The organism is Granulicella aggregans (assembly GCF_014203275.1).
In the GTDB taxonomy this organism is placed as follows: Bacteria; Acidobacteriota; Terriglobia; order Terriglobales; family Acidobacteriaceae; genus Edaphobacter.
Genome location: NZ_JACHIP010000005.1, coordinates 346,692 through 370,785 on the forward strand (window position 1 = coordinate 346,692; position 24,094 = coordinate 370,785).

Genomic DNA, 24,094 nt, shown 5'->3' on the forward strand with positions numbered 1-24,094 from the left:
TGCGCTGGCCCGTGTAATTCCTGCGGCGGACAGGTTGATTGGCACATTGAGAAGCGCCATCTTCAAGCCTTGCGGCACCGCTAAAGCGGCCGCCCGCCATCCGAATGCCTGCAATCGGCACGCATAATCCGGCACAGCGGCTGACTGATGATCTGCTTTTATGTTCGGGGAAAGGGGTTGAGTGCGGGGATAATTCTGTGCCCGGATGTCAAGGCATCGAATCTTACAAGCAGGATGATGTCCCAGAGAACGATGTTCCCTATGGGTATGCAACGCCTGAGCCAACCGGAGGCAGGAGTGGTGACGAGCTGAACGGACAGCACCAACCAACCGCCGTGAGTGGAACGGCAAGGATGACGTCGCAACGACGTCGAGGTAGACGCCTGCTTCGTCTGGGAAGTCGAATCTGCTCGATACGCCAGTCTCGCTCACGCGCCAGTGCAGCTTACTTCATCGATCCTAGCGGTGTGATAACAGCAGCCGGCCATTCGATTCACTGAAGCCGGAAGATCGATAGGTCTTCGTCTCAGCGCCGCCGACGAGTGCGTTAAGGCTGGCGACAATGCTGCGGATCGCTTCGGATTGGGCAGCGAGTTCTTCCGAAGAGGCCGCACACTCTTCTGCGCTTGCGGCACTCTCCTGTGTGATCTTCTCGATTTGCTGAATGGAATTGGCGACCTGGTCTATACCGCGCAACTGCTCCTGGCTTCCGTGATAGATGTCGTCAACAAGTTGTTTGATCTTGCCGGAGTCACCCGTAATCGCTCTGATCACGGTAGCTACCTGGTCTACCTTCTCCTTGCCTGCGGACGACTTGACGATGGAGTCTTCGATAAACTCTGCCGTGTCCTTGGCTGCCTGGGCACTTCGCTGCGCAAGACTTCGAACTTCATCCGCGACCACGGCGAACCCAGCGCCTGCTTCTCCCGCCCGCGCCGCTTCCACCGCCGCGTTGAGTGCAAGAATGTTGGTCTGGAACGCGATCTGCTCGATCACCTTGATGATGCGCGAGATCTGCTCCGTGGAGGTGTTAATGCCATTCATCGCGTTCTCCATCTCCACCAGGCACCGATCGGCCTCTTCGAAACGAATCTGAGAAGAGGCGAACATAGCCGCGGTCGACTGCGAGGCATCCGTGCTGCGCCTGCTCATAGAGGTTATCTCAATGGTTGCGGCAGAAGTCTCTTCGATGAAGGCCGCTTGCTCATTCGCGCCTTGCGCAAGATTGGTGCTCAGAGCGGCAACCTGCCCCGAAGCAGACGCGATCTCTTCTGCGCCCTCGTTCAGCGAAGTGGCCGCAATCCGCAGCTCCTGGTTTACCTGTCGCACGATAAATAGAACCAGGCCGGCGATCGAAAACGAGATGCACGCCGCGATAAATGAATACCATCCCGCCCTGACCATGGCTGCACTCGACTCTGCCGCAGCGGCCGCGAGCGAGCGATGCTGTTCTTCAACGATCGCGGTAGCCCCGGCATGCATCGCGGCTGAAATCACCTTGTTTTGGCTGCGCAACGCGTAAGCCTTCGCGATGTCGCCAGACTTGCAGATTTGAACTAACTCGGCAAAGCGCGGCCTCCAGGTCTCTCGATTGGAGCGCACACTTTCAAGAGCGCTATGTTCCGCGTCACTCACCGCAAGGGGCTCCATCTCACGGAGGAGACTGTCAATCTTCTTACCCGATTCCTCGTAGAGGTTCACATACTGAGGTGCGGAAGATTCATCCTTCGCCTCGTAAGAGAGCATGAGCCCCCGCTGAGCTCCCTGCATCTCCGTCGTAGCGAGTTCGACCGAAGATCCAATCGCCAGCTTCTTGTTATAGACCTCGATGATCTTGTTCAGTTGCTTATTGCTCTGCTGGGTCTGATAGACGAAGAGCATCAACAGAGCGGCGATCAGCCCGAATGTCAATGCAAAAGCACCCAATACCCGCTTACCTACTGTCCATCCGCTCATGGCGTCTCCTGGAACGATTCCCCGTCCGGTTGTCTCAAGATCTCCCGCAAGGCAAAAGTGTCATGCTCTATCTCTTGCTTAGTTCCCATCTCTATCGAATCCCAAATTCAATTGTGCTCAAGGCCCGTGCTCTAGAATCGTTTATCAAGACCCGCGGAGACGCCCTTCAGGTGGCCCCCGGCCCAGCAGTGCGGATCGGAAGACTCTCCTCCTGTCGCGTCGCTTGCATCATGGCAATCGGCCGTGACTCCGCGACCTCCCGCACCCAGATCGTAGTGTGCATAAGGCCCGTTGAACGTTGCCGCCCAGTCAAAATAGGCTGTTAGCCCTCCCGCAAGCCGGTGACGGTACGCGACCGTATAAAGGTTTGCCGAATTGTCTTTCCCACGTCCACCTGTCGCATCTCCCGGCGAGCCCAGTGGAGGTAGTTCAAGCGAGGTGTTGTGCTGTCCCGGATCGCCTGGCGTCCGGTAAGCGCGGCCCCAACCCATCGAGATGCTGTCCTCGGCGGAGATCACCTGGGTCAAGGAAAGCCAGCTTCCAGAACGTTGCCGCTCATTCTGGAATTCCAGGAAGTCAGGAACATAGCGGTGCATCATCTCGTAGATCGCACTCACTGTTGTCTTCCCGGCGAAAGTGTACTGTGCTCCGAGTTTGGCCGCGTCCTCGTCCGCAACGGAGGCAGCATAGTAGGAGGGTGGAACGCTTGCGTAAAGGCCCGTGAGATCGCTTTGGCGATTCACCTTCATATGCCGCTCGTAAGCAGCCACGAGGTAAAGAGGCTCTTTGGTGTAAGAGACGCTTGCACTCACCGCGTCGCTGAATGCGCCGTCGTTGCAAGCGTACGGCAGGCTTCCGCCACTACCCGGAATATCTATGCCGGTGCAATCGGACTCACCTGCAGCGATATTATCGCTGGTGCTGGAGCGGTTCTGCCCCGGCGAGAAGAGCATGTTGACCTCAAGGCCGTCGAGCCTCTTGGACGTATACCAGATGGAGTGGTCGAGCCTTGTGCCGAACTCGACACGGTTGTCTCCGCCAGTGTTTCCCATGATTACCTGGTAGTCGCCGATCATTGCGAAGAAGGGGTTCAACCTCGCCGTTGATTGCTTGTAGGGAGCATCCGTTTTGCCGAAGACAATCGCGCCGAACCTAGGCGATCCCAGACCGATGTAGCTGTTTCTCGAGGTGAGACCACCCTTAACTTGGTTGCTCTCGGAACTGTTACTCTCGGCCGTGCCTGAAGTCGAAGAGATGTCAATCTGTGTCTCTAGTTGATAAACAAAATCCAGTCCCTTGAGGCCGGTGGCCTGCGTCCCTCGTATACCAACGTAAGAAAGGTTGGTAGAAAGATCAGGCAACCAACCGCCGTTGCCAACTGGCGGGAGTCCGTTCCCATCTCTCAGGTCGCGAATTCCCTTCGTCATCACATCGAACGAGACATCGAGGTTGCCATACGTTGTGAGTTCACCGGCGTGCGTGTAGAAGGTGAGATCCTTGCCTGGCTTCCGCTCGAAGAAACGGTGGGTCTTATTTATATCCGTGGGTAAGGTCTCGCCTCGGGTCAGACCGGCGACTGCTTCCGGATCGACTGCCTTCACGGAAGGGGTAGTCAAACCGGGTGCGCTGGCGGGCGCGCCATGCTGGGGTGTCGAACTCGCGGCCGCCTGTTGGCCTGACGCTGGGCTCGCTGATCCGTTGAGTGAGCTCTTGATAGCGTCGAGTTGAGCCTGCACTCCAGCAAGTGTCTGTTCAAGTTGCAGAACGCGCGCAGCAAGCACGGCCTTGTCCGAATCGGGTACTGAAGTCTGCGCCGAGACAGGCAGGCCTATTCCTACTAACAATACGGCAACCGCAGGAATCGTCCATCGCAACATAGCGAACGTCGCGATCTTGCCTCTAACTTTGAAGACTTCCTTAACCATCGAATCGTTTACCTCTCAACCTCTGAATGACGTACTGCCCCGCTATCGCCATCTTTGGTTGTCTTGATCAGGTCCACGGCGGCAATCTGTCCCCGAAGTTGTACCCCACTTGCGCAAGAACAGGCACACAGGTCCAGACACAGTCCTGGTTCGGCGCTAGCGAAATGCCAGATCCGCGCGTAGTCCGCACCTCACCACCGCCTATCTCTAAGCAGACCGCTTGATGGCTTGTGCCCCCTTCGTGACCAGCTTCACGATAGCTGCGGGAATACCCTGCAGCGGGAGTACCTGCTCCACTGCATTCAGCCTCGCGGCCTCTCGCGGCATTCCATAAACGACACACGTCTGTTCATTTTGCGCGATCGTTCTTGCCCCTGCGTTCCGCATACTCAACATGCCCTGCGCTCCATCAGCACCCATACCCGTCAGCAATACGCCGACTGCGCGGGACTTCGCTGTATTCGCAACGGAAGCAAACATCACGTCGACTGCCGGCCGCTGGTAGCAGATCTTTGGACCGTCCTGAACCTGGACGAAATACCCTCCGGCCCTCGCACGCAACACCATGTGAAAGTCACCCGGAGCCACCAGCGCACGTCCGGGACGAACTTCGTCGCCGTCTTCGGCCTCCTTGACTTCGAAGGGGCATGAGGCGTCAAGCCGTCGCGCGAACGACGTCGAGAACTGCTTAGGAATATGTTGCGTGATGACGATTCCCGGTATGTTCGCCGGCAACTGCATCAGCACATCGCGAATCGCCTCAGTCCCTCCAGTGGAGGCACCGATAGCGATGACCATGTCATTCTGCATCATGGTTGGCGCTTGCGGGAGCGGCGGGGCCACTATAAATTGCTTCGACACGGGCGCAGAGACCCTCGCTCCCGCGGCTGCCCGCAACTTTTGCGCCAACCCCTCCCTCAGTTCCCCGATGGAGTAAGGACCGCCCGGCTTTTCCATCACTTCAACTGCACCACTTGCGAGCGCCTCAAGAGAGATCTCACAGGAAGCCTTCGTCAGCGAGCTGATGATGATCACCGGCATAGGATGAAACTTCATCAGCTTCTTGAGGAAGGTCAGCCCGTCCATGCGCGGCATTTCGATATCGAGTGTGATGACATCCGGCTTCAGCGCGAGGATCTTGTCCCGCGCGACATAGGGGTCTGGAGCGGTCGCGACCACTTCCATATCCGACTCCATGGCAATCGTGTCAGAGAGAATCTTGCGAACGATTGCCGAGTCGTCCACCACCATTACCTTAATCTTGCCATTCTGTACGCTCATGCGGTCGCCTGAAGTTCCAACCACGTATAGATAAAGCCTTCGTCGAGTGCGTACGTCCCCTGGATTCGGCCGCTCTTCGCAGGCGATTCTGTGTCGGCGGAGACATGCTTCGGAGGAGATAGGGTGAACGCCTGCTTGGAATCGATCTGTGCCAGCAACGTGCCACACACCATATTCGTGAGCTCGCAGACGACCTCGACTGTCTGCTTTTCGCTAAGGTCCGCCTCGTCCTCCCCAAGGAAGTTGGCTGCTATCACAGCAGCAGTAGAAGGCGGTACGGCTATCCCAAAGGCACCCCCGGGAATACCCGAAAACTCAAGCTCGCCGCAGATCCAGTTCGGGCGATCATCTCCCATTTCATCCGTGGCCTCACCCTCAGAGGAGATGAAGCACATCGACTCGAGGACCTCGGCAACAGCACTTTCCATAAACGGCTTCAACTCACTCGCTTGCATCTTATGCACACCTCGACGTCATCTTGGTCAATGCGTACCCTAGCGTTCTCGGTACAAATGGCTTCGTCACATAACCCTTCGCACCCAGGGCCATCATCCTTTGCATTCTTTCTTCGCTGCGATCGGTAGAGACAACGAGCACGAGAAGATGCTGGTAATCCGGCGTAATTGAGATTCGCTCCATCAGTTCCTCGCCGTTCATGTTGGGCATGTTGATGTCCGTGAAGACGATATCCACTCGCTCCTGGGCAAGAACCGTGAGGGCCTCCAAGCCATCGCCAGCCTCCAGGCACTGCTCCGTGACGAAGCCCGACTGCCCCAACATCTTCTTAATAACCTTTCGCATCCCCGGTGAGTCATCGACGATCAATACGTTATAGGCCATTTGCTTCTCTCCGTTCAGTAATTCCCTGGTGAACCTCGTGCTGTCCCCGGCCGAATGACACCAGGATTTTGCCGCTGGCGACCTCTAGACGAGCCGTCCTCGGCGATGTTCCGCCCACTTCTTCGTGGTGGAGCATAACGCCAGCCTTCCATAAAATCTTTCGCATCGACATGAGGTTCCTTTTACCGATACTGAAAGAATCATTCGTGCCAAGAATCTGTGCGCCGCCTAAAGCAGTTACCTGGATACGTTCCTTTCGCGCGCCCGCTTTATAGGCCGTGTGAAATAGAAGTGGAATCCCTGTGTCCGCGAACATAAAGGGCTTCTGCGCTGCGCGATCTTTATCCATCGTGGAGTCCGGCAACATGTAATGCAGCAACCCCCCTACACGAGCCACTGGATCGTAGATGAGCAATCCAACGCAGGATCCAAGAGCATGTGTCGTGATGACAGCGTTCGGATCTCCGGATACGGCGCAATCGCTAATGCCTACAGTAAGAACATGGCTCATCTAGATCCTGCTGTTCCTCGCCGTTGGCTTGCCGCCTTCGCGCCTCTAGATCCACCCGCCTTGCGGTAGGTTGCCGTGCAGATGTACTCAAGGGAATGATTGATCCCATTCAGGCTCTCAGCATGGCCGATCAGAAGGTATCCTCCTGGAGCTAAACGGGAGACAAGATTATCGACAACGGTCTGCTGCGTCTGCTGATCGAAATAGATCATCACATTCCGGCAGAAGATCACCTGGAATGGGCCGATTGACGTGCACTGTTCAAGCAAATTCCATTGCCGGAACGTAATAAGCTTCTTCGTGGAAGCCTTCACCATGCACTGTGTAGAGAACTCGCCGGTACCTTTCATCAGGCATTCCCGACGCATCTCAGGGGTCAGAGCTTGCACAGATGTCAGTGGATACAAGCCTTTCTTGGCCTTCTCGAGAACGCGGGTCGAGATGTCGGTCGCAGTGATGGCAAGATTCGAGTAAGCCCTCGGCCCCATAGCATCAATCATCGTGAAGGCGATGGTGTATGGCTCCTCGCCCGTCGAACACGCCGCGCTCCAGATGTTCACCTCACTCTGTTCGGGCAACTCCGGAAGAACCACATCGCGCAGAAAGTCGAAGTGACGAGCCTCACGAAAGAAACTCGTATGGTTGGTCGTAAGAGCATCGATCATCTCGGTAAACATGGCTCCCGACGTGTCGGCCTCTACCTGGTCGCAATATTTCGTGAAGGAGGGCAGCTGCAGCAAACGGATCTTCTTTCCAAGTCGCGACGAGACAAGAATGTGCTTACCCGTTAGGTCAACGCCGCAGAAGTCATACGCCATGCGCCGAATGCGCTCAAACTCCTGGTGGCGCATCTCAATACCAGTAGTGGCAATCGGAGAGACTTCAACAATCATCGTCTTCTCCCTCTGTAGATTCCATCCGTATCGAGAATCAGCCCCACTCTTCCATCGCCAAGGACTGCGCAACCTGAGAATCCTGACGCATCCTGGAACGTCTCGCCCAGACTCTTGATGACCACTTCCTGCTTTCCAAGTAGATCGTCGACAAGCATGCAATAAAGCTTGTTCTCAGACTCAACCACGACGAGCAGACCCTGGCTGGGAGTTTCGATTCGCGACTTCACTCCTAGCCTCTGATTGAGCCTGACGATAGGCAGAAGTTGCTCACGCACCAGGACCATCTCTTCCTTACCCTCGACGCTGAACAGCGTGCTGGCCAACGGCTGGAAGATCTCGCGCACTACGGAGAGCGGAACGATGTAGTGGTTGTTGCCAACCTCGACTACGAGGCCGTCAATAATGGCTAGCGTCAGGGGCAGCTTCAACAGGAAGGTTGTGCCCTTGCCTAGCTCCGACTGGGTCTCGATTCGCCCGCGAAGTTTCTCTACGTTCCGCCGAACAACATCCATACCCACGCCGCGTCCCGAGACATCCGTGATCTTTTCGGCTGTCGAGAAGCCGGGCGCGAAGATGAGTTGGTAGACCTCGAGCTCGGTCAGTTGAACATTCGGAGTGATGATCTCTTTCTCTTCAGCCTTCCGGCGAATCTTTTCTGCGTTGAGGCCCCGCCCGTCATCGGAGATCTCAATGACGATCTGTCCGCCCTGGTGATAAGCAGCCAGCTTGATGATCGCCACAGGAGGTTTGCCGGCAGCGATGCGTTCTTCCGGCGTCTCGATGCCGTGGTCGACCGAGTTGCGAACCATGTGCAGAAGCGGATCGGAGAGCTCTTCCGCTACAGTCTTGTCCACTTCAGTGTCGGTCCCCGAAGTCTGCAGAACAACCTGCTTCCCAGCCTTGCGCGACAAGTCACGGATGACTCGTTCGATCTTCTGGAACAGGTTTGCGACAGGCACCATCCGCATGCTCATCGTCGCGCGCTGCACTTCAGCGGTGACACGAGCTAGATGCGAAAGGTCTCCGATCAGCCGGGAGTCAGTCGAGCTCAGCAAGACGTGGCTATGACGGATCAGAGATTGAGCGATGACCATCTCGCCGACCATGTCCATCAGGTAGTCCAGCTTCGCAGTCTCGACACGCACAGATCCGGAGTCGGGGGTCTTTGCTGGCTCGGACGTCCTAGCAACTTCGGTTGGCTTCGCGGGAACGGCTGCGCGAGATTCTGCGGGAGCAGCAGTTGGAACTATGGCTTGAGGTGGGGGCGTAACAACGATCGGCTCAGGCTTTACTGGCTCAGGAGCTGCAATGAAAGCGGATGGCACAGCCGGGAAGAAGTCATCTTCCGGCTCTTCAGCCTGCGGAGTTGGCGGCTCGGAAGCAGCGACCACAGCCGGTTCCACCTGAGCGGGAGTCGACACCGATGCCTTCTTCTTGGTCGCCTTCCCCTTCGATGCAGCCTTCTTTGTCTCTTTGACTTCTGCCTTGGCGGGTGCCGCTACAGGTTGTGCTGGGGGCTCGACGACTGATACAGCCTTGGCAGGAGCAACTTCCGGTTGTCCACCTTGGCTAGTGACCGCAACCAAACGAATCCGCGCGATCAGATCGCCGCTGTCCGCCGGATCGGCTGACTCCGCGCCGCCCAGCACGCGATCGATCGACGCCATCTCAACCAGGAGAAAATCCGCACTCGCTAGAACCACGTCCACAATCGGCGTGTCGATCCGTATCTTTTCGTTGCGCGCCAGATCGAGCAGCGTCTCTACTTCATGCGCCACCCCTTGCATAACGGAGAAGCCGAGAAACCCGGCTAATCCTTTGATCGTATGGAAGGCACGAAAGACAGCGTGGATGATCTCCATCGCGCCCGGATCGCGTTCCAGCGTGAGAAGCTGTCCCTCGATCAGCGAGAGGTGCTCGCGCGCCTCGACCAGGAAGTCCGCAATCAGCTCGGCATCGTCACCAAGAGAAGCGTAGGGAGGTGGTGCATTCGCTGGAAGACCTGCTTTTTCGTTACTGATCATAAGGCGTAGCTCATCGATCCCAGTCCTAAGAATTCCTTCGATATCTTTCCCGGTGCCGTTAGTGAGAGAATCCACCAAAGCGGCTGTCCGGTCTGCAAGCTTGTCACAATCTCCCTGGCGTGCCTGTTCACCCAGCGATCGAAGATCCGCGAGAACCGTTGCGCCAATCCCCTCCACCATGATGCGTACAGACACCTGGTTCAGAGCCTCTTCCAGTGCCTCAGCGGCAGTTGCCCTCGATTGATCATTTACAGACGACGGCATATCTTCTCTCTCGGTACCGCTTCGTGATGCTCGCAACTACGACTGTGAACACCATCGTTCGGATATGTCCACGCCAGAATGCTCCCTGGCTCGACTAGAACGATTGGAAGCTCTCTTCCATCGGAAATGGATCTGGTTCGGCAGACGATGGAGTTACCACGGCTGACACCTTCGCGCTCTGGCTTACTCCTCGCGGACGATCGCTCTTGAAGCTTCGCGCCGCGGTCGTGACCGGAGGACGATAGAGCTTCGGTGCAACCTTTGGCCGACGCGGGCCGCGCGAGGAGAAGCTTGCCGCCTGAACGCTGCCGCCCACCATCTCGTGCAGGCGACCGATGACGTCCTTCAATGTCTCGGACTGCGCGCTAAGCTGCTCGGCCGCTGCCGCGCTCTCTTCTGCGCTGGCCGCGTTGGTCTGCGTGACCTGCTCCATCTGGGTAATCGCTCGACCGATCTGGTCGATTCCCCGGGACTGCTCTTCGCTGCCCAGACTGACCTCATCGACCATTACCTTCACCTTCGCCGCGTCTTCCGTAACCGCGCGAATCGCGAGCGCCACCTGGTCAACCTTCACCTTGCCTTCACCCGAACGCGTTATCGAGTCTTCGATAAGGGCAGCAGTGTCCTTGGCCGCCTGTGCACTGCGCTGTGCGAGGCTGCGAACCTCATCGGCGACAACCGCAAAGCCCATGCCAGCCTCACCCGCACGCGCCGCTTCAACCGCAGCATTCAGAGCGAGGATGTTCGTCTGGAACGCAATCTCGTCGATCACCTTGATGATCTTGGAGATCTTGCCACTGGAATCCGTGATCAGGTCCATTGAGACGACCATCTCTTCGAGATAACGGTTCGCCTGGCCTACCTTCTCCTGTGACATGGCTAACAGTTCCGCAGTAGAGCGCGAGTTGTCCGTATTCTTTCGCGCCATCGAGTTGATCTCTTCAGACGACGCCGAGGTCTCTTCAAGGGAGGCAGCCTGCTGCGAAGCGCCCTGGGCCAGAGACTGGCTGGACGAAGACACCTGCCCGGCAGCCGTGGCCACCTGTTCGGCACCGTCGTTCAGTTCGACGATGCTGCTTTGCAAGGTCGAGTTGATTCCCTTGATCACCCACGCTACAGCTCCACCCACGCCCATGGCGAGCAGCACAAAAGCTATGCTGAGATAGCGAGCCGGCGCGATGCTGCTAATCGCGTCTTCAGCACTCACAACGACAACCTTATATTGGTCCTGTGCAATCTGGTCGGCTGCGGCGCTGATCTCTTTCGCCGCGGGGTTAAGCTTACTAACGTAGACGGTGTCCATCGCACCGAGGTCGCCCTTGGTCGCTGCTTGATAGTCTTCTGTGATCAGCTGCGACAAAGGACCCAGCTTATCCAGGACTTTTGACTGCATGTCGTCACGCAGCTTGGGAGTTTTCGCCGCGCTCTTGAACTCTTCACCTTGTTTGCGGATGTGCTCGAGATCGTCCTGCAGCAAGCCGTAGTTCTTCTGCACCTCCGACATGTCTTTTATGTGAGCGCGGAGGTTGAGTCCTCGGATGCTTGCAAGTATGTCGGTGCTAGTGTTGTTCACGTCACCGGAGAGGTAGAGATTGTGCGATCGCACCATCGCACTTTCCTTGAGCTTGTCACCCAGCGAGTCGAGGTTATAAACCGCAACGATACCCATCAGCAAACTGATCAACACCGCGGCCCCAAACCCTGCGTACAGCTTCTTACCTATCGTCATTTGTAGACCCCGTATCTTTGTTGTTTCGAGTGTTCAGGCGTTAGCTGCGAGCAACCATGCGCTCCAGCTGATTGCCGCGGAGAACCTGCTCGATATCGAGCACGATCTTGACGCGCCCCTTGATCTTGGCCATGCCACGGACATAGGGCATCACGCCGTCGAGCCCAAAGTCTGGAGTGTCTTCGATATCTTCACCGTTGAAGGTAAGCACCTCCACGACGCCATCGACAACGATGCCGACAGGCTGTTCGCCGCCGTCCACCTGCATGCGCACTACGACGATGCACGTCAGATCGGTATCTTCGCGATCTTCAATGCCGAACTTACGGCGAAGATTGATCACCGGGACGATCTTCCCGCGCAGGTTGATCACCCCTTGGACGAAGGAAGGGGTCTGCGGAACGCTGGTAATCGCCTGCATCTTCATGATCTCTTTGACATTCATCACGTTGATGGCGAACTCTTCAGACCCTAGTTGAAAGATCAGGTGCTTACCGCTGATCTCTGTAGCGGGTGACGGAAACATCTTGATGGAGGGAGTATTGATTGCAGTCGCCACGGTGTGTCCTCGAGCCTTATCTATCGACAATTCTGATAGTTTTTTCTTGAACTGGTAATGGTACTTTCAGGTGATCCCGATCGCGAACGTTGCAGCTTTGTTCGAGCGGCGCTAATCGCGAATAGACGGTTCCGCGCGCCCGCGACAGTGTCCGATGGCGCTACAGAAGCGAATTCTGTCTTGGATGACTATTGGCAATATTGTTTGCTTTTGCCATATCACTACCGGGTTACGCTGGAGAACCGCAGTGGCATCCTGACGAGCCCTCAATAGTCCTAGGCGCGATGAAATCTTTTCACTGAAAGGCCGATAGTGAGCATGCCTTAACCATCGCGGGACACCTGGGTCCGCATCGGTACAGGCGAGAGGGAGTTTTTTAATGGACATATTACTGGTGGACGACAGCAAGACGATGCGCATGCTGGTGCAGCGCGCTATCCGTCAGGCAGGTTACAGGAGCCTCTCATTCGGCGAGGCGGAGAACGGTGTGCAGGCGCTCGAGTCGATGCATCAGGAGAAGCCGAAACTCGTTCTTTCAGACTGGAATATGCCAGAGATGTCAGGCATCGAGCTCTTACAGTCGCTGCGCAAAGAGGGGAACAAGACACCCTTCGGATTCATCACCTCGGAGAGTTCCGCGGAGATCAGGGATATGGCCATCAGCAACGGCGCGAGCTTCCTGTTGACCAAGCCCTTCAATCCGGACGATGTACAGGCTGCACTCGATCCCTTCCTGGAAGGTTGCTAGCCGTGGCCGAGCCGAAACCCTTCACCATCGCAAAGCTGTTCACGGATCTCACCGGACAGAACGTTAATTTCACGCAGATCTTGAAGGCCCCCTTGACGAAGGCCGCTCAAGCTTACGGGGTCTACCTGATCAAGCCGATGGATTCGATCCGGGTGGTTCAGGTTGATCTTCCATTGCTCGGCTCTCTCGGCGGCGCTCTGTTAGGGCTTCCTTCACAGACGGTGAAAGAAAGTCTGGCGGCCCCAGCACTCGATGAGCCACTGCGTGACGCAATTCACGAAGTACTCAACGTGGCCTCTACTATTGTTTCGATCGATGACAGGGCAGTATTCCAGACGATGCACTTTGGTGTCGATTCACTGCCAACGGGCGTCGCAGATTCTTTGAAAAACCCAGCATTCCGCTCCTACTTCACCGTGACGATGAACGGCTATGAAGGCGGCGCATTTTCGATCTTCGCTCCAATCTAAGTGAAAAGTGTCCAGGATTGGAGCCATTCCAAACGGCGGTTAGGTGAACGATGCTGACAGTCTACGATGTCCAGGTTTTCCTGAGTGCGGCCGCGAGTGTGGCCGATGTAATCAAGCTCAAGGATCACTTCAAGGCACTCTCTATAAACTCCGTTGGTCTCGATAGCAACGACCTCAGTTATAGGTCGGCAGGCCTGTCGTTTTCCATCTACGGAAATATCGGCCCGTTCATGATGAAGAGAATGGCGTTGGAGTGCACGGAAAACGTCTTCCCCGGCTCCATCGTGGATCTGTCGGAGCGCCCATAAGGCCGCGCAGGCCAGTCGTAGCGGTCGGCCCTATGCTCGAGACGCATCGCTCCGACTTCGCCACTCCGTCACCTGGATCACTTCTTGCCGGAAAACAATAGAGAGTCATCATCGACTCAACTCCATCGATGTGCCGACGCGTGACCTACAACCTTCGTGCAAGCGGCGAAGCTCATCGCAGTAGATACAGTCAGTTGCAGCAATCGCCCCCACAGAGAATCGCGATTTGAACCGGTAAATTGCAAATGAGAGCGCCGGATCTTAAGGCATACTTCCAATCTCGCGTGCCTCCAGGGGGCCACCATCACACGACGCCTTCGATCTCCGAAAACTTTCTTGCTCGTCTGGGCGGCTGCGGCTCTCGTTATCGGCACCGTCCTCACGTCCTATCACCAGCCTATGCTGGCACCGGGGGAGGCAGTTCTCAACCTCGCGGAAGCTTCAACCCCGTCCCAATGGCAGGCCATTCATGTTCTGTCCGGAGCCTGTGGGTGTTCTCAGCGCGTGATGCGCAACCTGCTTGCTCGCGGCCCGATGGCGGGAAGCATCGAGCAAATCATCATCGCTGACGGGGACGAGTCCGACCTGCCGGGCACGGACCTCCTTCTAACGCAGTTGAAGGAAGCCAAATTCCAGGTCACCCGCCGTAAGACCGAGGACTTGGTCCGCGACACGGGGATGCGGGGGGTCCCGCTCCTTGTGATCGTTTCACCGAATCATACCGTGGCCTATCTGGGCGGCTATGGCATGAACGGCGATCAGGCAAACTCCATTCTGGCCCGGTCTATAGCGGGTAAGGCAGGTTCTCCCTTTCCAATCTTCGGGTGCGCGGTCGGACAGCGTGTTCGCCGCGAAGTCGACCCTTTCGGACTTAAGTACGGGGCCCTTGGCAACAGGCTGTCACTTGCTATAAGAAAGGCATTCTCAGCATGAACACCAGCGGAGCCTATCAGCTCGCCTACACCAGAAAAGCCAATATCTTCGGCTTCCTGTTTCTCGCGGCCCATCTGCCTCTGCTCTGCGGCGTAGCGAGTTTCAATAATGGAAGCCTCGTGACGGTAGCGAGCGTCATGCTGATCCTGCTCGCCGGTCCGGCAATGATCCTGCTTCAGGATAAGAGCTCTCCACTTGGCTCCATCGCGATCGCCGTCGCCGCGATGGGAACCAGCGCGCTCGCGATCTATGTGGCGAATGGAATGATCGAGGCTCACTTCGAGATCTTTGTACTCATCGCGTTATTGGCGGTCTACGGACGGATCGCTCCTCTGCTCACGGCCGGCGCGACGATTGCGCTCCACCACGTTCTCTTCTGGCTGTGGCTCCCGGCCGGCATCTTCAACTACAAGGCTTCCTTCCAGGTAGTCCTGGTGCACGCCTTCTTCGTGGTACTTGAGGTTGTTCCCTGCTGTTGGATCGCTCTTCAACTCGGCCGTGCTATCGAATCGCAAAGCATAGTGCTCGAGTCCCTTAAGAACTCGGCGGATCACATCTCGTCAGCCGCCGCGGAGATCTCTTCGTCAAGCCTCTCCCTTGCGAAGGGCGCCTCTCAACAGGCCGCTTCGATCGAGGAAACCTCCGCCTCCACTGCGGAGATCAGCAGTAAGGCCCAGAAAAATACGGAGCACTCAAAAGACGCAGCCGATCTGGTCTCGGAGTCTGATGCTAACTTTGTCAGGACAGACGCTTCCCTGTCCCAGATGATCAAGGCCATGGATGCGATCAACGAGTCGAGCGAGAAGATCTCCAAGATCGTCAAGGTCATCGATCAGATTGCGTTCCAGACAAATATTCTCGCGCTCAACGCCTCGGTTGAAGCGGCGCGCGCCGGGGAAGCCGGCATGGGCTTCGCCGTTGTCGCCGATGAAGTTCGCAGCCTGGCACAGCGCAGCGCGGCAGCGGCCAAAGACACGGCAGAGCTGATCACGGACTCCATCACGAAATCCAAGGCCGGCATGCTCATCGTCGATGAAGTAGCTATCGCTATCCGGTCCACCACGAAGGACGTGGCAAAGATCAAGGAACTCGTCATCGAGATCAATAGCGGCAGTAGAGATCAGTCGGCGGGAATCAGCCAGATCTCACAATCGATTCAGCGTATGGAGGCGGTGACCCAGGCGGCTGCCGCAGCCTCTGAACAGGCAGCCGCCGCCACTGAGGAGTTGACCCACGAATCCGAATTCATACGCGAGATCGTTCAAAGGTTGACAGTGTTGAGCGGCGGGTAGACCTCGTTGCATGGTCTCTCCGTTGTGATTCTCGCTGGCGAAAATTCTTCCGAAGTGCCCTAGTCTCCGACGGCCACAGCTTCGCGCTCTTTCACCACATACTGCCGTAGCTTCTCCGGCCACCGATGATCCATGCAGGGTTTCTCCACCAGCAGGTAGAACACGGTGCAGCACACTGAGATCAATCCCAGGCTTACCGCCCACACCATCGCCGCGCTGTGCAGCTTAATCGCCACAACGCCAATAATCTGCTGGTGGATCAGGTAGATCGAATAGCACATTCCGCCGATCGTCGACGTAAACCGCGACCGGAACACTACGTTCACCAGCTTCCCTGCAAACGCCGACCAGTACACCGCGACCAGGCCCAGCGGCATCATCAAATTCCACCACTGCTTGTCGGTCGCCAGCACCAGATACCAGCCCAGCACCGCCGCAACGTCCCACAAGTACGTCCTGACCTTTGGCGGATTCAGCAGGTAAAGATCCGCCAGCAGGAATCCCGCGACGAAGAACTGCAGCGTCCCCACGATGCTATGGTCCGATCGATAGTGCCCATTCAGCGACAACCCAAACGCTGAGAACGCCAGCGTCGCCATCACCAGCACCGTCCTGCGCACTCGCGTATTGCGGATCGCGAAGACATAAACCAGCAGCGGGACCAGCAGGTAAAACTGGATCTCCACCTCAAGTGACCACGCCACGGGATTAATGGTGCTCAACGCTGCGTAGATCACCGAGTGCATATAAAACAGCGTCGCCAGGAAGTGTGGAATCAAAGTACCGAGCGGCTGCTTCTTCACCACGATCAGCACCGCTAGGCAGAGCAGGACGCTTACCAGGTAAGGCGGCTCAATGCGCGTGAGGCGGCGCAGAAAGTACGTCTTAAGCTCCACCTTCCTGCCCCTCTGTAACCAAAACTTGGCGAACGGCAGAGCCAGGACGAATCCACTCACGGTAAAGAAGAGTTGAACTCCGCGGTTCAGCCGGCTCGTCATAAACGAGGGATCTTCGAGCAGGTAAAGATGTGTCTTCTGCAGCAGGTGGTAGAGGATCACGAAGACGATCGCGACAAACCGGAAGGAGTCGATCTCCGGTACATACACCCTGCCCCCAGTATCGCGCCGCAACAGGCCCCACAACGTTTGCATGCCACCCCATTCGCAGCGCTTTCGGGCGGCTACGTCTTCATTCCCATGAAAAGTATAACGGGATGAAATCGAACGAAAGCATGTTTATGCAACGGGAGTCCTGCAACTATAGTCCAACGTACATTAGAACCAAGGTAATCTCCGAGGGGACTTCATGTGGATCGTAAGACTGGCGCTCCGGCGTCCTTACACGTTTGTCGTTGTGTCGATGCTCATCCTCGCCCTGGGCATCGGCTCCGCCATTGAAGCCCCCAAGGACATCTTCCCCTACATCGACATCCCCGTCGTCACTATCGTCTGGGCCTACCCCGGTCTAACCCCCACCGAGATGGAAGGCCGCATCGTCACCATCTGCGAGCGCGCCCTCACCACCACCGTCAACGACATCGAACACTCCGAGTCCGAGTCCTACCAGGGTGTCTCGGTCGTTAAAGTCTTCTTTCAACCCACCGTAAAAGTCGACCTCGCCGTCGCGCAGGTCACGGCCATCATGCAGACCATACTGCGTGGCCTTCCCCCCGGCAGCTTCCCTCCCAACGTCATCAAGTACGACGCCTCTAGCGTTCCCATCGTCCAACTGGGACTCTCCGGCGAAGGCCTCTCCGAGACCGACCTCTACGACCTCGGCCTCAGCTTCATACGCCCCCGCCTCGCCACCGTTCAGGGTGCCGCTGTCCCCCTCCCTTACGGCGGCAAAGCCCGCCAGGTCATGGTCGACGCCGACCCCGACCTGATGTACGCGAAACACATCTCCGCCGCCGACGTCTCCACCGCCATCGGCCAACAGAACCTCATCCTCCCCGCCGGCACCGCCCGCCTCGGTGGTCGCGAGTACGTCGTCAAAGTCAACAGCAGCCCCACCATCGTCTCCGCCCTCAACGACCTCCCCGTTCGCGCCGCCAATGGTGCCGTCGTCTATATAAAGGATGTCGCCCAGGTGGAACTCGGCTTCGCCGTCCAGACCAACGTCGTCCGTGAGAACGGCAAGCGTGGTGCCCTGCTGACCGTCCTCAAGAATGGCAAAACCTCCACTATCGACATCGTCGACGGCGTCAAGCAGGCCATCCCCCGCATCACTGCCGACCTGCCCCAAGGCCTCAAGGTCACGCCGCTCTTCGACCAGTCCATCTTCGTCAAAAGCTCCATCAGCGAGGTCGTCCGCGAGGCCACCATCGCCGCCGTGCTCACCGGCCTGATGATCCTGCTCTTCCTCGGAAGCTGGCGTAGCACCATCATCGTCTGCGTGTCCATTCCGCTCTCCATCGCGACCTCGCTCATCATCCTCACCGCCCTCGGCGAGACCATCAACGTTATGACCCTCGGCGGTCTCGCGCTCGCCGTCGGCATCCTCGTCGACGACGCCACCGTCGAGATCGAGAACACCCATCGCAACATGGGCGAGCAAAAATCTCTCGTCCGCGCCATCCTCGACTCCGCCGAGCAGGTCGCAGCACCCGCCTTCGTCTCCACGCTCTCCATCTGCATCGTCTTCATCCCGGTCGTCCTGCTCACCGGCGCGGCGAAGTTCCTCTTCACCCCGCTGGCCGAAGCCGTAGCCTTCGCCATGATGGCCTCTTACTTCCTTTCACGAACCCTCGTTCCCACCATGATGCACTTCCTCCTCCCCGCCGAACTCGTCCTCTATCAGGACGAAGCCGCCGCCATCGAGGAAGAAAAGCACAACTGGATCTGGCGCTGGCACAAGAAGTTCGATCATCAGTTCGAGAAGTTCCGACATAAGTACAAGGGCGTCCTCGCGTGGTGCCTCGACAACCCCGCCATCACGCTCACGATGTTCGCCGCCTTCATCCTTCTCTCGCTTCCGCTCGTCTTCGTCATCGGCCGCGACTTCTTCCCTTACGTCGACTCCGGCCAGATGCGACTCCACGTCACTCCGCCCGAAGGCATGCGCATCGAAGACTCTGAACAGTACTTCGCCGCCGTCGAAAAAGAGATTCGCCACGTCATCCCGCCCGACGAGGTCAAGCTCATCCTCGACAATATCGGTCTTCCCAACGGGGGCATCAACCTCGCCTTCGGCAGCACCGGTACCATCAGCAACTCAGACGGCGAAGTCCTCATCGCCTTGAACCCCGGCAAACGCGATACCGAGCGCTATATGCGCGAACTTCGCGCCGACCTTGCCCAGAAGTTCCCGGACGGAGACTTCTTCTTTGCGCCCGCCAACATCACCAACCAGATCCTCGACTTTGGCCTGCCCGCGCCCATCGACTTGCAGATTGTCGGTCGCGGCAAGAACAACTATCAGATCGCCCAGGAACTCCAGAAGAAGATCGCCGCCATTCCCGGCGCGGTCGACGTCCACATCCACCAGCAGGTGTCCTATCCAACGATGCAGGTCAACGTCGACCGCAGCCGCGCCCGCCAGCTTGGCCTGACCCAGCAGGACGTAGCCCAGGGCATGCTCATCTCGCTGACCGGCACCGCCCAGACCGCTCCCAACCAGTGGCTGAACCCGCTCAACGGAGTTAACTACCAGGTCGTTGTGCAGACGCCCATCTATCGCAACAGCAGCCTGCAGGAACTGGCTCGTACTCCCATCAGCTCGCCGAATGGCAACTCCAGCCAACTCCTCGGCAACCTCGCGAGCTTCCGTCGCGACGCCTCGCCCATCGTCATCGACCACTACAACATTCAGCCCACGTTCGACGTCTATGCGGATGTTGACCAGCGCGACCTCGGCGGCGTCGCCAGCGACATCCAGAAGATCATGGACGACACCAAGAAGTCGCTCCCGGCAGGCACCGTTCTCACCCTACGCGGTGAAGTCAAGACCATGCAGGACTCCTTCATCCGCCTTGGCATCGGCATCATCTTCGCGATCGCCCTGGTCTACCTGCTGATGGCCGTCAACTTCCAAAGCTGGCTCGATCCGCTAATCATCCTCATGGCCATCCCCGGCGCCTTCTGCGGAATCCTCTGGATGCTCTTCGCCACCCAGACTACCTTCAGCGTGCCCTCGCTGATGGGCGCGATCATGACCATCGGTGTAGCCACCGCGAACTCGATCCTGATGGTCGTCTTCGCCAACGACGAGCGCGTTGCCGGTAAGGACCGCTACGAGGCTGCCCTAAACGCTGGCTTCACCCGACTCCGTCCCGTCTGCATGACCGCCCTTGCCATGATCATCGGAATGCTGCCGATGGCGTTGGCCTTCGGGGAAGGCGGCGAACAGAACGCCCCACTCGGTCGCGCCGTAATCGGAGGCCTTCTGCTCGCCACGGTCGGCACCCTCTTTATCGTCCCGGTAATTTATTCACTGCTCAAGAAAAACCCGCCCATCGACTTCTCCAAAGAGATCGACGAAGAGTACACCGAAGGCGACCCCAACGAAACGTCCCAGAAGGAGCAGTACGCCTGATGCCCACGCCCGACAATCGTTCCGACAATCAGCGGCTTGCGAACTCCTTCGCCGACCCCAACTCCCTCGACGATCAGAAGCTCGGCAACGCCTTCGTCGAATCGAACTCCAGCAAGAAGAAGAAGCACCATCACGAAGACCACGATCACGATCGTTCGAACAAGAAGCCCGTCAACAAGCGCATCCTCTTCTTCTTCATCATCGCCGTGGTGGTCGTCTTCCTACTCGTCTTCTTGCTCGGCTTCCTGCCCCGTCACTCCCGCAACAAGGAGATCGAAGCCCGCGCCAAAGATCAGAAAGACTCGGTGCCCGTCGTCCAGGTGCAGCAGATCAAGCACGCGCAGGATACCGCTGGCCTCACCGTCCCCGGCACCACCACTCCGCTCATTGAGGCCTACGTCTACGCCCGCTCGAACGGCTACATCTCCCGCCGTCTCGTCGACATCGGCGACCATGTCCGCAAGGGCCAACTGCTCGCCATCATCGACTCCCCCGACCTCGACCAGCAGGTCGACCAGGCCCGCGAACAGGTCTCCCAGGCCGAGTCGCAGGTAGCCCAGCAGAAGGCGCAGCTTGCTCTCGCCACCGTCACCGTCCAGCGCTACCGCGTCCTCGTTGCCAAAGGCGTCTTCTCGAAACAGGATGGCGACCAGCGCGAGACCGATTACCAGGGTGAGATCGCCAACGTAGCCGCCGCCGAACGCAACGTTGAAGCCTTCAAGGCCAACCTCCGCCGCACCATCGCCCTTCAGAGCTACGAACGCGTCACTGCCCCCTTCGACGGCGTCGTCACCGCCCGCAACTTCGACGTCGGTGCCTTAGTCTCCGCGTCTGGTTCGGCCAATGGCTCCGGCGCGGGCGCACCGCAAGGCCAGCAAACCGGCTCAGCCAGCGGAGCTACCAACAACTCCGGCACCTCCGGCTCTTCTTCCACTGCCGCCAGCCCGAGCACAGGTGGCGGCCAGGGCGGAGCACTCTTCTCCATCGCCCAGGTCCAGCGCCTTCGCATCCTCGTCTCCGTACCCGAGGGCTACGCTCCACAGGTCTTCGTCGGCCAGCATGCCACCGTCAACCTCCAGGGCGCACCCGACGCCAGCTTCTACGGCGACGTCACCCGCACCGCCTCCTCCATCGACCAGAACACTCGGACACTCCTCACAGAAGTCCAGGTCGACAACAAATCAGGCAAACTGCTCTCGGGCATGTACGCCGTCGTCACCTTCGACGCCATCAAGGGCACGGGCTCCATCCTCGTCCCCAGCGATGCCATCGCAATCCGCAAGGACAAGTCCGTCATCGCCATCCTGACCAGCGACAACAAAGTCCGTATGCAGCCCGTACAGATTGGCCGCGACTACGGCCCATCCACCGAGATCACATCTGGCCTCAAAGACGGCGACACCATCATCACTGAGATCACCGACGACATCACCGATGGCGCACCGGTCAAGCCGAAAGCCGCTGGCGGTCCCGGAGAAAACCCCGACGCAAAGAGCACCATCAACCAGCCAGCCCCTCCCGGCGGCCCTAGCCAGTACGGCAACCAGTCCATCACCGACCAGAACATGCAAGGCAAAAACGCCCAACCCCAGAAGAAGTCCGGCAAGAGCAATGACTCAAAGTCGGGGAGCAAGCAATAATGCGCCCACTGACATCATCCATAAAGAATCGTCATCTCGACCGAAGCGCAGCGAAGTGGAGAAACCACCGCATTTCGCTCTTACCCTTAGCCCTGCTCGCAACCAGTCTCGCATCTGCGCAGACCACGATTGAGCCATCCGCCGGAGCTGTAACGTCGCCAGTTACAAATCAGCAGACAGTCCCTGACGCTCCACGTTTGAATCTACCGCCCATCACGCCATTCACCGCCGCACCCGCATCTCCCGCGCCGCAACTCAGCCGCGACGAGGCCGTAGATACCTCTCCTACTCGTTCCGCCCCCAAAGGCCTGCGCCCGGACTTCCTAGGCTTCCTTGGCCCGTATCGCCGAGCTACAGTTCCACAACTGTTCCCCGGCACAGGAGAACGCCTCAACTCCTTGGTAAAAGAGGGCAAGCTCTACCTCACCCTGCACGACGCCATCGCCTTGGCCATCGAGAACAATCTCGACGTCGAAGTCGAGCGCTATAACATCGTCCTCGCCGACACCGACCTAGTTCGCGCCAAAGGCGGCGGCAGCACCCGCGGCATCGACTTCACGATCCAGGAGCCACAGAACGGCGTTGGTGGCCCCGGCAGCCCTCTGCTCAACACTGCCGCCGTCAGCACCAATCCTGTAACTCCTACGGTTACAGATCTCACCTCGCTCAATTCCATGGTGCAGTCCCAGCAAAACCTGTCCGAAGCTGGCACCGGCTCTACCTATTCTCAAGGTCCCAACATCCCGCTCTACGATCCCAGCCTCTTCGCGGAATCAGGCTACCTGCAGCGCTCCAACACCACCACGCTGACCTCCACTACCGGCACCGACGCAGGCAGCACCACAACCACCCAGACGGGCAGCCTGAAATATGTAACCGCTAACGTTGCTTATCTGCAAGGCTTCAGCACCGGCGCTCAGATTGAAGCCACCATCAACAACGACTCCTCCGTCGTCTACGGCTCCGCCTCGCAGTACGATCCCTTCGCCACGGTAAGCACCTCCAGCACCGTCACCCAGCCGTTACTGCGCGGGCGCGGGCGCGAAGTAAATCTCCGTTATCTCCACATTGCGGGCAATAATCGCAAGGCGTCCCGCCTCCTCTTCGAGCAGCAGGTCCTCGAAACCATCTACGGCACCTCCCGGCTCTACTTCGACCTCGTCTCGTTGGGAGAGAACGTGACCGTCAAGCAGGAGTCCCTCCGCGCCTCGCAAAAGCTCGTTGAAGATGACGAATCGCAGGTCGACCAAGGCACCCTTGCCCCCATCGAACTCACCCGTGCTCGCGCTCTGCTCGGCAGCAGCCAGTTCGATCTCATCCAGGCCCAGGGCCTCTATCGCCAGCAGGAGGTCATCCTCCGCGACGAACTCATTCGCACCGGCTCGCCTGTCTTCGCTGCGCAGTTTACCGAGATCGTCCCCACCGACCGCATCCTCGTCCCCGACCAGCCCGATCCCTTGAACGTCCCCGACCTGATCCAGCAGGGCCTCGCCCGCCGCCCCGACCTGGCCCAGGCCGCTCTCCAGATCAAGAACGGAGAGATTAGCGTCAAAGCCTCCCGCAACCAGGCGCTGCCGCAGCTCAACCTCTACGGCAACGTCGAAACCCGAGGCTCCTCCGAGCAAGCCTACGAGCAACTCGGCAGCACTGGCACCGGTCTCCCCACCATCCCGCAGAACTTCGCCCTTGGCGGCCTCCGCACTTCCACCATCTATCAGGGAGGCGTCCAACTTACCCTGCCGCTTCGCAACCGCGTAGCCCAGTCGGATGCAGCCCGCGACACCATCCAGCTGCGCCAGGCTCAGGCCCGCACCGAAAAGCTCGCCAACCAGATTCGCGAGGCCATAGAGAACGCCGTCATCGCAGTCGACACCGCATACGCCGCCTACAAAGCCGCGACCACTAGCCGCGACTACCAGGAGCAGCTGCTGCAATCCGAACGAGACAAGCTGACCGTCGGCTCGTCGACCAACCTCCTTGTAGTCCAGAACGAGACCTACCTCGCCCAGGCTCGCTCTACCGAGATCGCTGCGCGCAGCAACTGGAAGAAGGCCCAGATCGACCTCGACCACGCCATCGGCAATCTACTCGACCGCAATAACATCAAGCTCGACGATGCCATCTCCGGCACAATCGCCAATACGCAGCCATGATCCGCTTATTTTGGCCAGAACGGCCATCTCAC

Annotated in this window: 18 protein-coding genes and 1 pseudogene; 8 read left to right on the forward strand and 11 right to left on the reverse strand. The window is 58.1% G+C overall.

Annotated features, from left to right (window positions below):
• Nucleotides 1-459: 459 nt before the first annotated feature.
• The 10 genes and pseudogenes from HDF16_RS18710 to HDF16_RS18755 form a co-directional block, all read right to left on the reverse strand.
• On the reverse strand, nucleotides 460-1,956 hold the full coding sequence (locus HDF16_RS18710; RefSeq protein WP_184220054.1) for a methyl-accepting chemotaxis protein: 1,497 nt from the start codon (nucleotides 1,954-1,956) through the stop codon (nucleotides 460-462).
• Nucleotides 1,957-2,087: 131 nt separating this feature from the next.
• Nucleotides 2,088-3,881: a porin gene (locus tag HDF16_RS18715; RefSeq protein ID WP_184220057.1), complete on the reverse strand. Its 1,794-nt coding sequence runs from the start codon at nucleotides 3,879-3,881 to the stop codon at nucleotides 2,088-2,090.
• A gap of 207 nt (nucleotides 3,882-4,088) precedes the next feature.
• Entirely contained in the window at nucleotides 4,089-5,162 is a 1,074-nt protein-coding gene (locus tag HDF16_RS18720; RefSeq protein WP_184220059.1) for a protein-glutamate methylesterase/protein-glutamine glutaminase, read from the reverse strand.
• Nucleotides 5,159-5,590 (reverse strand): chemotaxis protein CheX, encoded by a 432-nt coding sequence (locus tag HDF16_RS18725; protein WP_184220062.1) that lies wholly within the window; start codon nucleotides 5,588-5,590, stop codon nucleotides 5,159-5,161. Before HDF16_RS18725 ends, HDF16_RS18720 begins: the two co-directional genes overlap by 4 nt.
• Before the next feature lie 28 nt (nucleotides 5,591-5,618).
• Complete coding sequence (locus HDF16_RS18730; RefSeq protein WP_184220065.1) at nucleotides 5,619-6,002, reverse strand: response regulator; 384 nt, start codon at nucleotides 6,000-6,002, stop codon at nucleotides 5,619-5,621.
• A complete protein-coding gene (locus HDF16_RS18735) occupies nucleotides 5,992-6,513 on the reverse strand; it encodes a chemotaxis protein CheD (RefSeq protein WP_184220069.1) in 522 nt (173 codons plus the stop codon). The genes HDF16_RS18730 and HDF16_RS18735 overlap by 11 nt, the downstream gene beginning before the upstream one ends.
• Nucleotides 6,510-7,406, reverse strand: a complete 897-nt coding sequence (locus tag HDF16_RS18740) for a CheR family methyltransferase (RefSeq protein ID WP_184220072.1) — start codon at nucleotides 7,404-7,406, stop codon at nucleotides 6,510-6,512. Before HDF16_RS18740 ends, HDF16_RS18735 begins: the two co-directional genes overlap by 4 nt.
• Complete coding sequence (locus HDF16_RS18745) at nucleotides 7,403-9,697, reverse strand: chemotaxis protein CheA (RefSeq protein WP_184220075.1); 2,295 nt, start codon at nucleotides 9,695-9,697, stop codon at nucleotides 7,403-7,405. The genes HDF16_RS18740 and HDF16_RS18745 overlap by 4 nt, the downstream gene beginning before the upstream one ends.
• A 478-nt stretch (nucleotides 9,698-10,175) precedes the next feature.
• Nucleotides 10,176-10,517, reverse strand: a pseudogene (locus tag HDF16_RS31910) (methyl-accepting chemotaxis protein); the annotation flags it as partial.
• Nucleotides 10,518-11,466: 949 nt separating this feature from the next.
• A complete protein-coding gene (locus HDF16_RS18755; RefSeq protein WP_348641357.1) occupies nucleotides 11,467-11,985 on the reverse strand; it encodes a chemotaxis protein CheW in 519 nt (172 codons plus the stop codon).
• A 379-nt stretch (nucleotides 11,986-12,364) separates the two neighbouring features.
• Here HDF16_RS18755 and HDF16_RS18760 point away from each other — a divergent pair, with 379 nt between their 5' ends.
• From HDF16_RS18760 to HDF16_RS18780, 5 genes are all read left to right on the forward strand, one after another.
• A complete protein-coding gene (locus HDF16_RS18760; protein WP_184220080.1) occupies nucleotides 12,365-12,733 on the forward strand; it encodes a response regulator in 369 nt (122 codons plus the stop codon).
• Between the two features lie 2 nt (nucleotides 12,734-12,735).
• Nucleotides 12,736-13,203 carry a hypothetical protein gene (locus tag HDF16_RS18765; RefSeq protein WP_184220083.1) on the forward strand — a complete coding sequence of 156 codons (468 nt, stop codon included), beginning with the start codon at nucleotides 12,736-12,738 and terminating at the stop codon, nucleotides 13,201-13,203.
• Between the two features lie 50 nt (nucleotides 13,204-13,253).
• Complete coding sequence (locus tag HDF16_RS18770; protein WP_184220086.1) at nucleotides 13,254-13,511, forward strand: hypothetical protein; 258 nt, start codon at nucleotides 13,254-13,256, stop codon at nucleotides 13,509-13,511.
• 336 nt (nucleotides 13,512-13,847) lie between these two features.
• Nucleotides 13,848-14,444: a hypothetical protein gene (locus tag HDF16_RS18775; protein ID WP_184220089.1), complete on the forward strand. Its 597-nt coding sequence runs from the start codon at nucleotides 13,848-13,850 to the stop codon at nucleotides 14,442-14,444.
• A complete protein-coding gene (locus HDF16_RS18780; RefSeq protein WP_184220092.1) occupies nucleotides 14,441-15,736 on the forward strand; it encodes a methyl-accepting chemotaxis protein in 1,296 nt (431 codons plus the stop codon). The genes HDF16_RS18775 and HDF16_RS18780 overlap by 4 nt, the downstream gene beginning before the upstream one ends.
• Before the next feature lie 59 nt (nucleotides 15,737-15,795).
• Here HDF16_RS18780 and HDF16_RS18785 read toward each other — a convergent pair whose 3' ends face one another.
• Nucleotides 15,796-16,887: an acyltransferase family protein gene (locus tag HDF16_RS18785; protein ID WP_184220095.1), complete on the reverse strand. Its 1,092-nt coding sequence runs from the start codon at nucleotides 16,885-16,887 to the stop codon at nucleotides 15,796-15,798.
• 154 nt (nucleotides 16,888-17,041) lie between these two features.
• On the opposite strand from HDF16_RS18785, the gene HDF16_RS18790 reads away from it, so the two are divergent.
• Genes HDF16_RS18790 through HDF16_RS18800 form a run of 3 tightly spaced genes read left to right on the forward strand, consistent with a single transcriptional unit; the run spans nucleotide 17,042 to nucleotide 24,062 of the window.
• Nucleotides 17,042-20,269: an efflux RND transporter permease subunit gene (locus tag HDF16_RS18790; protein WP_184220098.1), complete on the forward strand. Its 3,228-nt coding sequence runs from the start codon at nucleotides 17,042-17,044 to the stop codon at nucleotides 20,267-20,269.
• Entirely contained in the window at nucleotides 20,269-21,909 is a 1,641-nt protein-coding gene (locus HDF16_RS18795) for an efflux RND transporter periplasmic adaptor subunit (protein ID WP_184220101.1), read from the forward strand. Before HDF16_RS18790 ends, HDF16_RS18795 begins: the two co-directional genes overlap by 1 nt.
• Entirely contained in the window at nucleotides 21,909-24,062 is a 2,154-nt protein-coding gene (locus HDF16_RS18800; protein ID WP_184220104.1) for a TolC family protein, read from the forward strand. Before HDF16_RS18795 ends, HDF16_RS18800 begins: the two co-directional genes overlap by 1 nt.
• Nucleotides 24,063-24,094: the final 32 nt, after the last annotated feature.

What these genes read in the sequence shown, in the direction of transcription:
- HDF16_RS18800 (WP_184220104.1), top strand. Translation starts at nt 21,909, where the DNA reads ATGCGCCCACTGACATCATCCATAAAGAATCGTCATCTCGACCGAAGC.
- HDF16_RS18735 (WP_184220069.1), bottom strand. Translation starts at nt 6,513, where the DNA reads ATGAGCCATGTTCTTACTGTAGGCATTAGCGATTGCGCCGTATCCGGA.
- HDF16_RS18715 (WP_184220057.1), bottom strand. Translation starts at nt 3,881, where the DNA reads ATGGTTAAGGAAGTCTTCAAAGTTAGAGGCAAGATCGCGACGTTCGCT.
- HDF16_RS18770 (WP_184220086.1), top strand. Translation starts at nt 13,254, where the DNA reads ATGCTGACAGTCTACGATGTCCAGGTTTTCCTGAGTGCGGCCGCGAGT.
- HDF16_RS18790 (WP_184220098.1), top strand. Translation starts at nt 17,042, where the DNA reads ATGTGGATCGTAAGACTGGCGCTCCGGCGTCCTTACACGTTTGTCGTT.
- HDF16_RS18730 (WP_184220065.1), bottom strand. Translation starts at nt 6,002, where the DNA reads ATGGCCTATAACGTATTGATCGTCGATGACTCACCGGGGATGCGAAAG.
- HDF16_RS18740 (WP_184220072.1), bottom strand. Translation starts at nt 7,406, where the DNA reads ATGATTGTTGAAGTCTCTCCGATTGCCACTACTGGTATTGAGATGCGC.
- HDF16_RS18745 (WP_184220075.1), bottom strand. Translation starts at nt 9,697, where the DNA reads ATGCCGTCGTCTGTAAATGATCAATCGAGGGCAACTGCCGCTGAGGCA.
- HDF16_RS18760 (WP_184220080.1), top strand. Translation starts at nt 12,365, where the DNA reads ATGGACATATTACTGGTGGACGACAGCAAGACGATGCGCATGCTGGTG.
- HDF16_RS18710 (WP_184220054.1), bottom strand. Translation starts at nt 1,956, where the DNA reads ATGAGCGGATGGACAGTAGGTAAGCGGGTATTGGGTGCTTTTGCATTG.
- HDF16_RS18785 (WP_184220095.1), bottom strand. Translation starts at nt 16,887, where the DNA reads ATGCAAACGTTGTGGGGCCTGTTGCGGCGCGATACTGGGGGCAGGGTG.
- HDF16_RS18725 (WP_184220062.1), bottom strand. Translation starts at nt 5,590, where the DNA reads ATGGAAAGTGCTGTTGCCGAGGTCCTCGAGTCGATGTGCTTCATCTCC.
- HDF16_RS18795 (WP_184220101.1), top strand. Translation starts at nt 20,269, where the DNA reads ATGCCCACGCCCGACAATCGTTCCGACAATCAGCGGCTTGCGAACTCC.
- HDF16_RS18780 (WP_184220092.1), top strand. Translation starts at nt 14,441, where the DNA reads ATGAACACCAGCGGAGCCTATCAGCTCGCCTACACCAGAAAAGCCAAT.
- HDF16_RS18720 (WP_184220059.1), bottom strand. Translation starts at nt 5,162, where the DNA reads ATGAGCGTACAGAATGGCAAGATTAAGGTAATGGTGGTGGACGACTCG.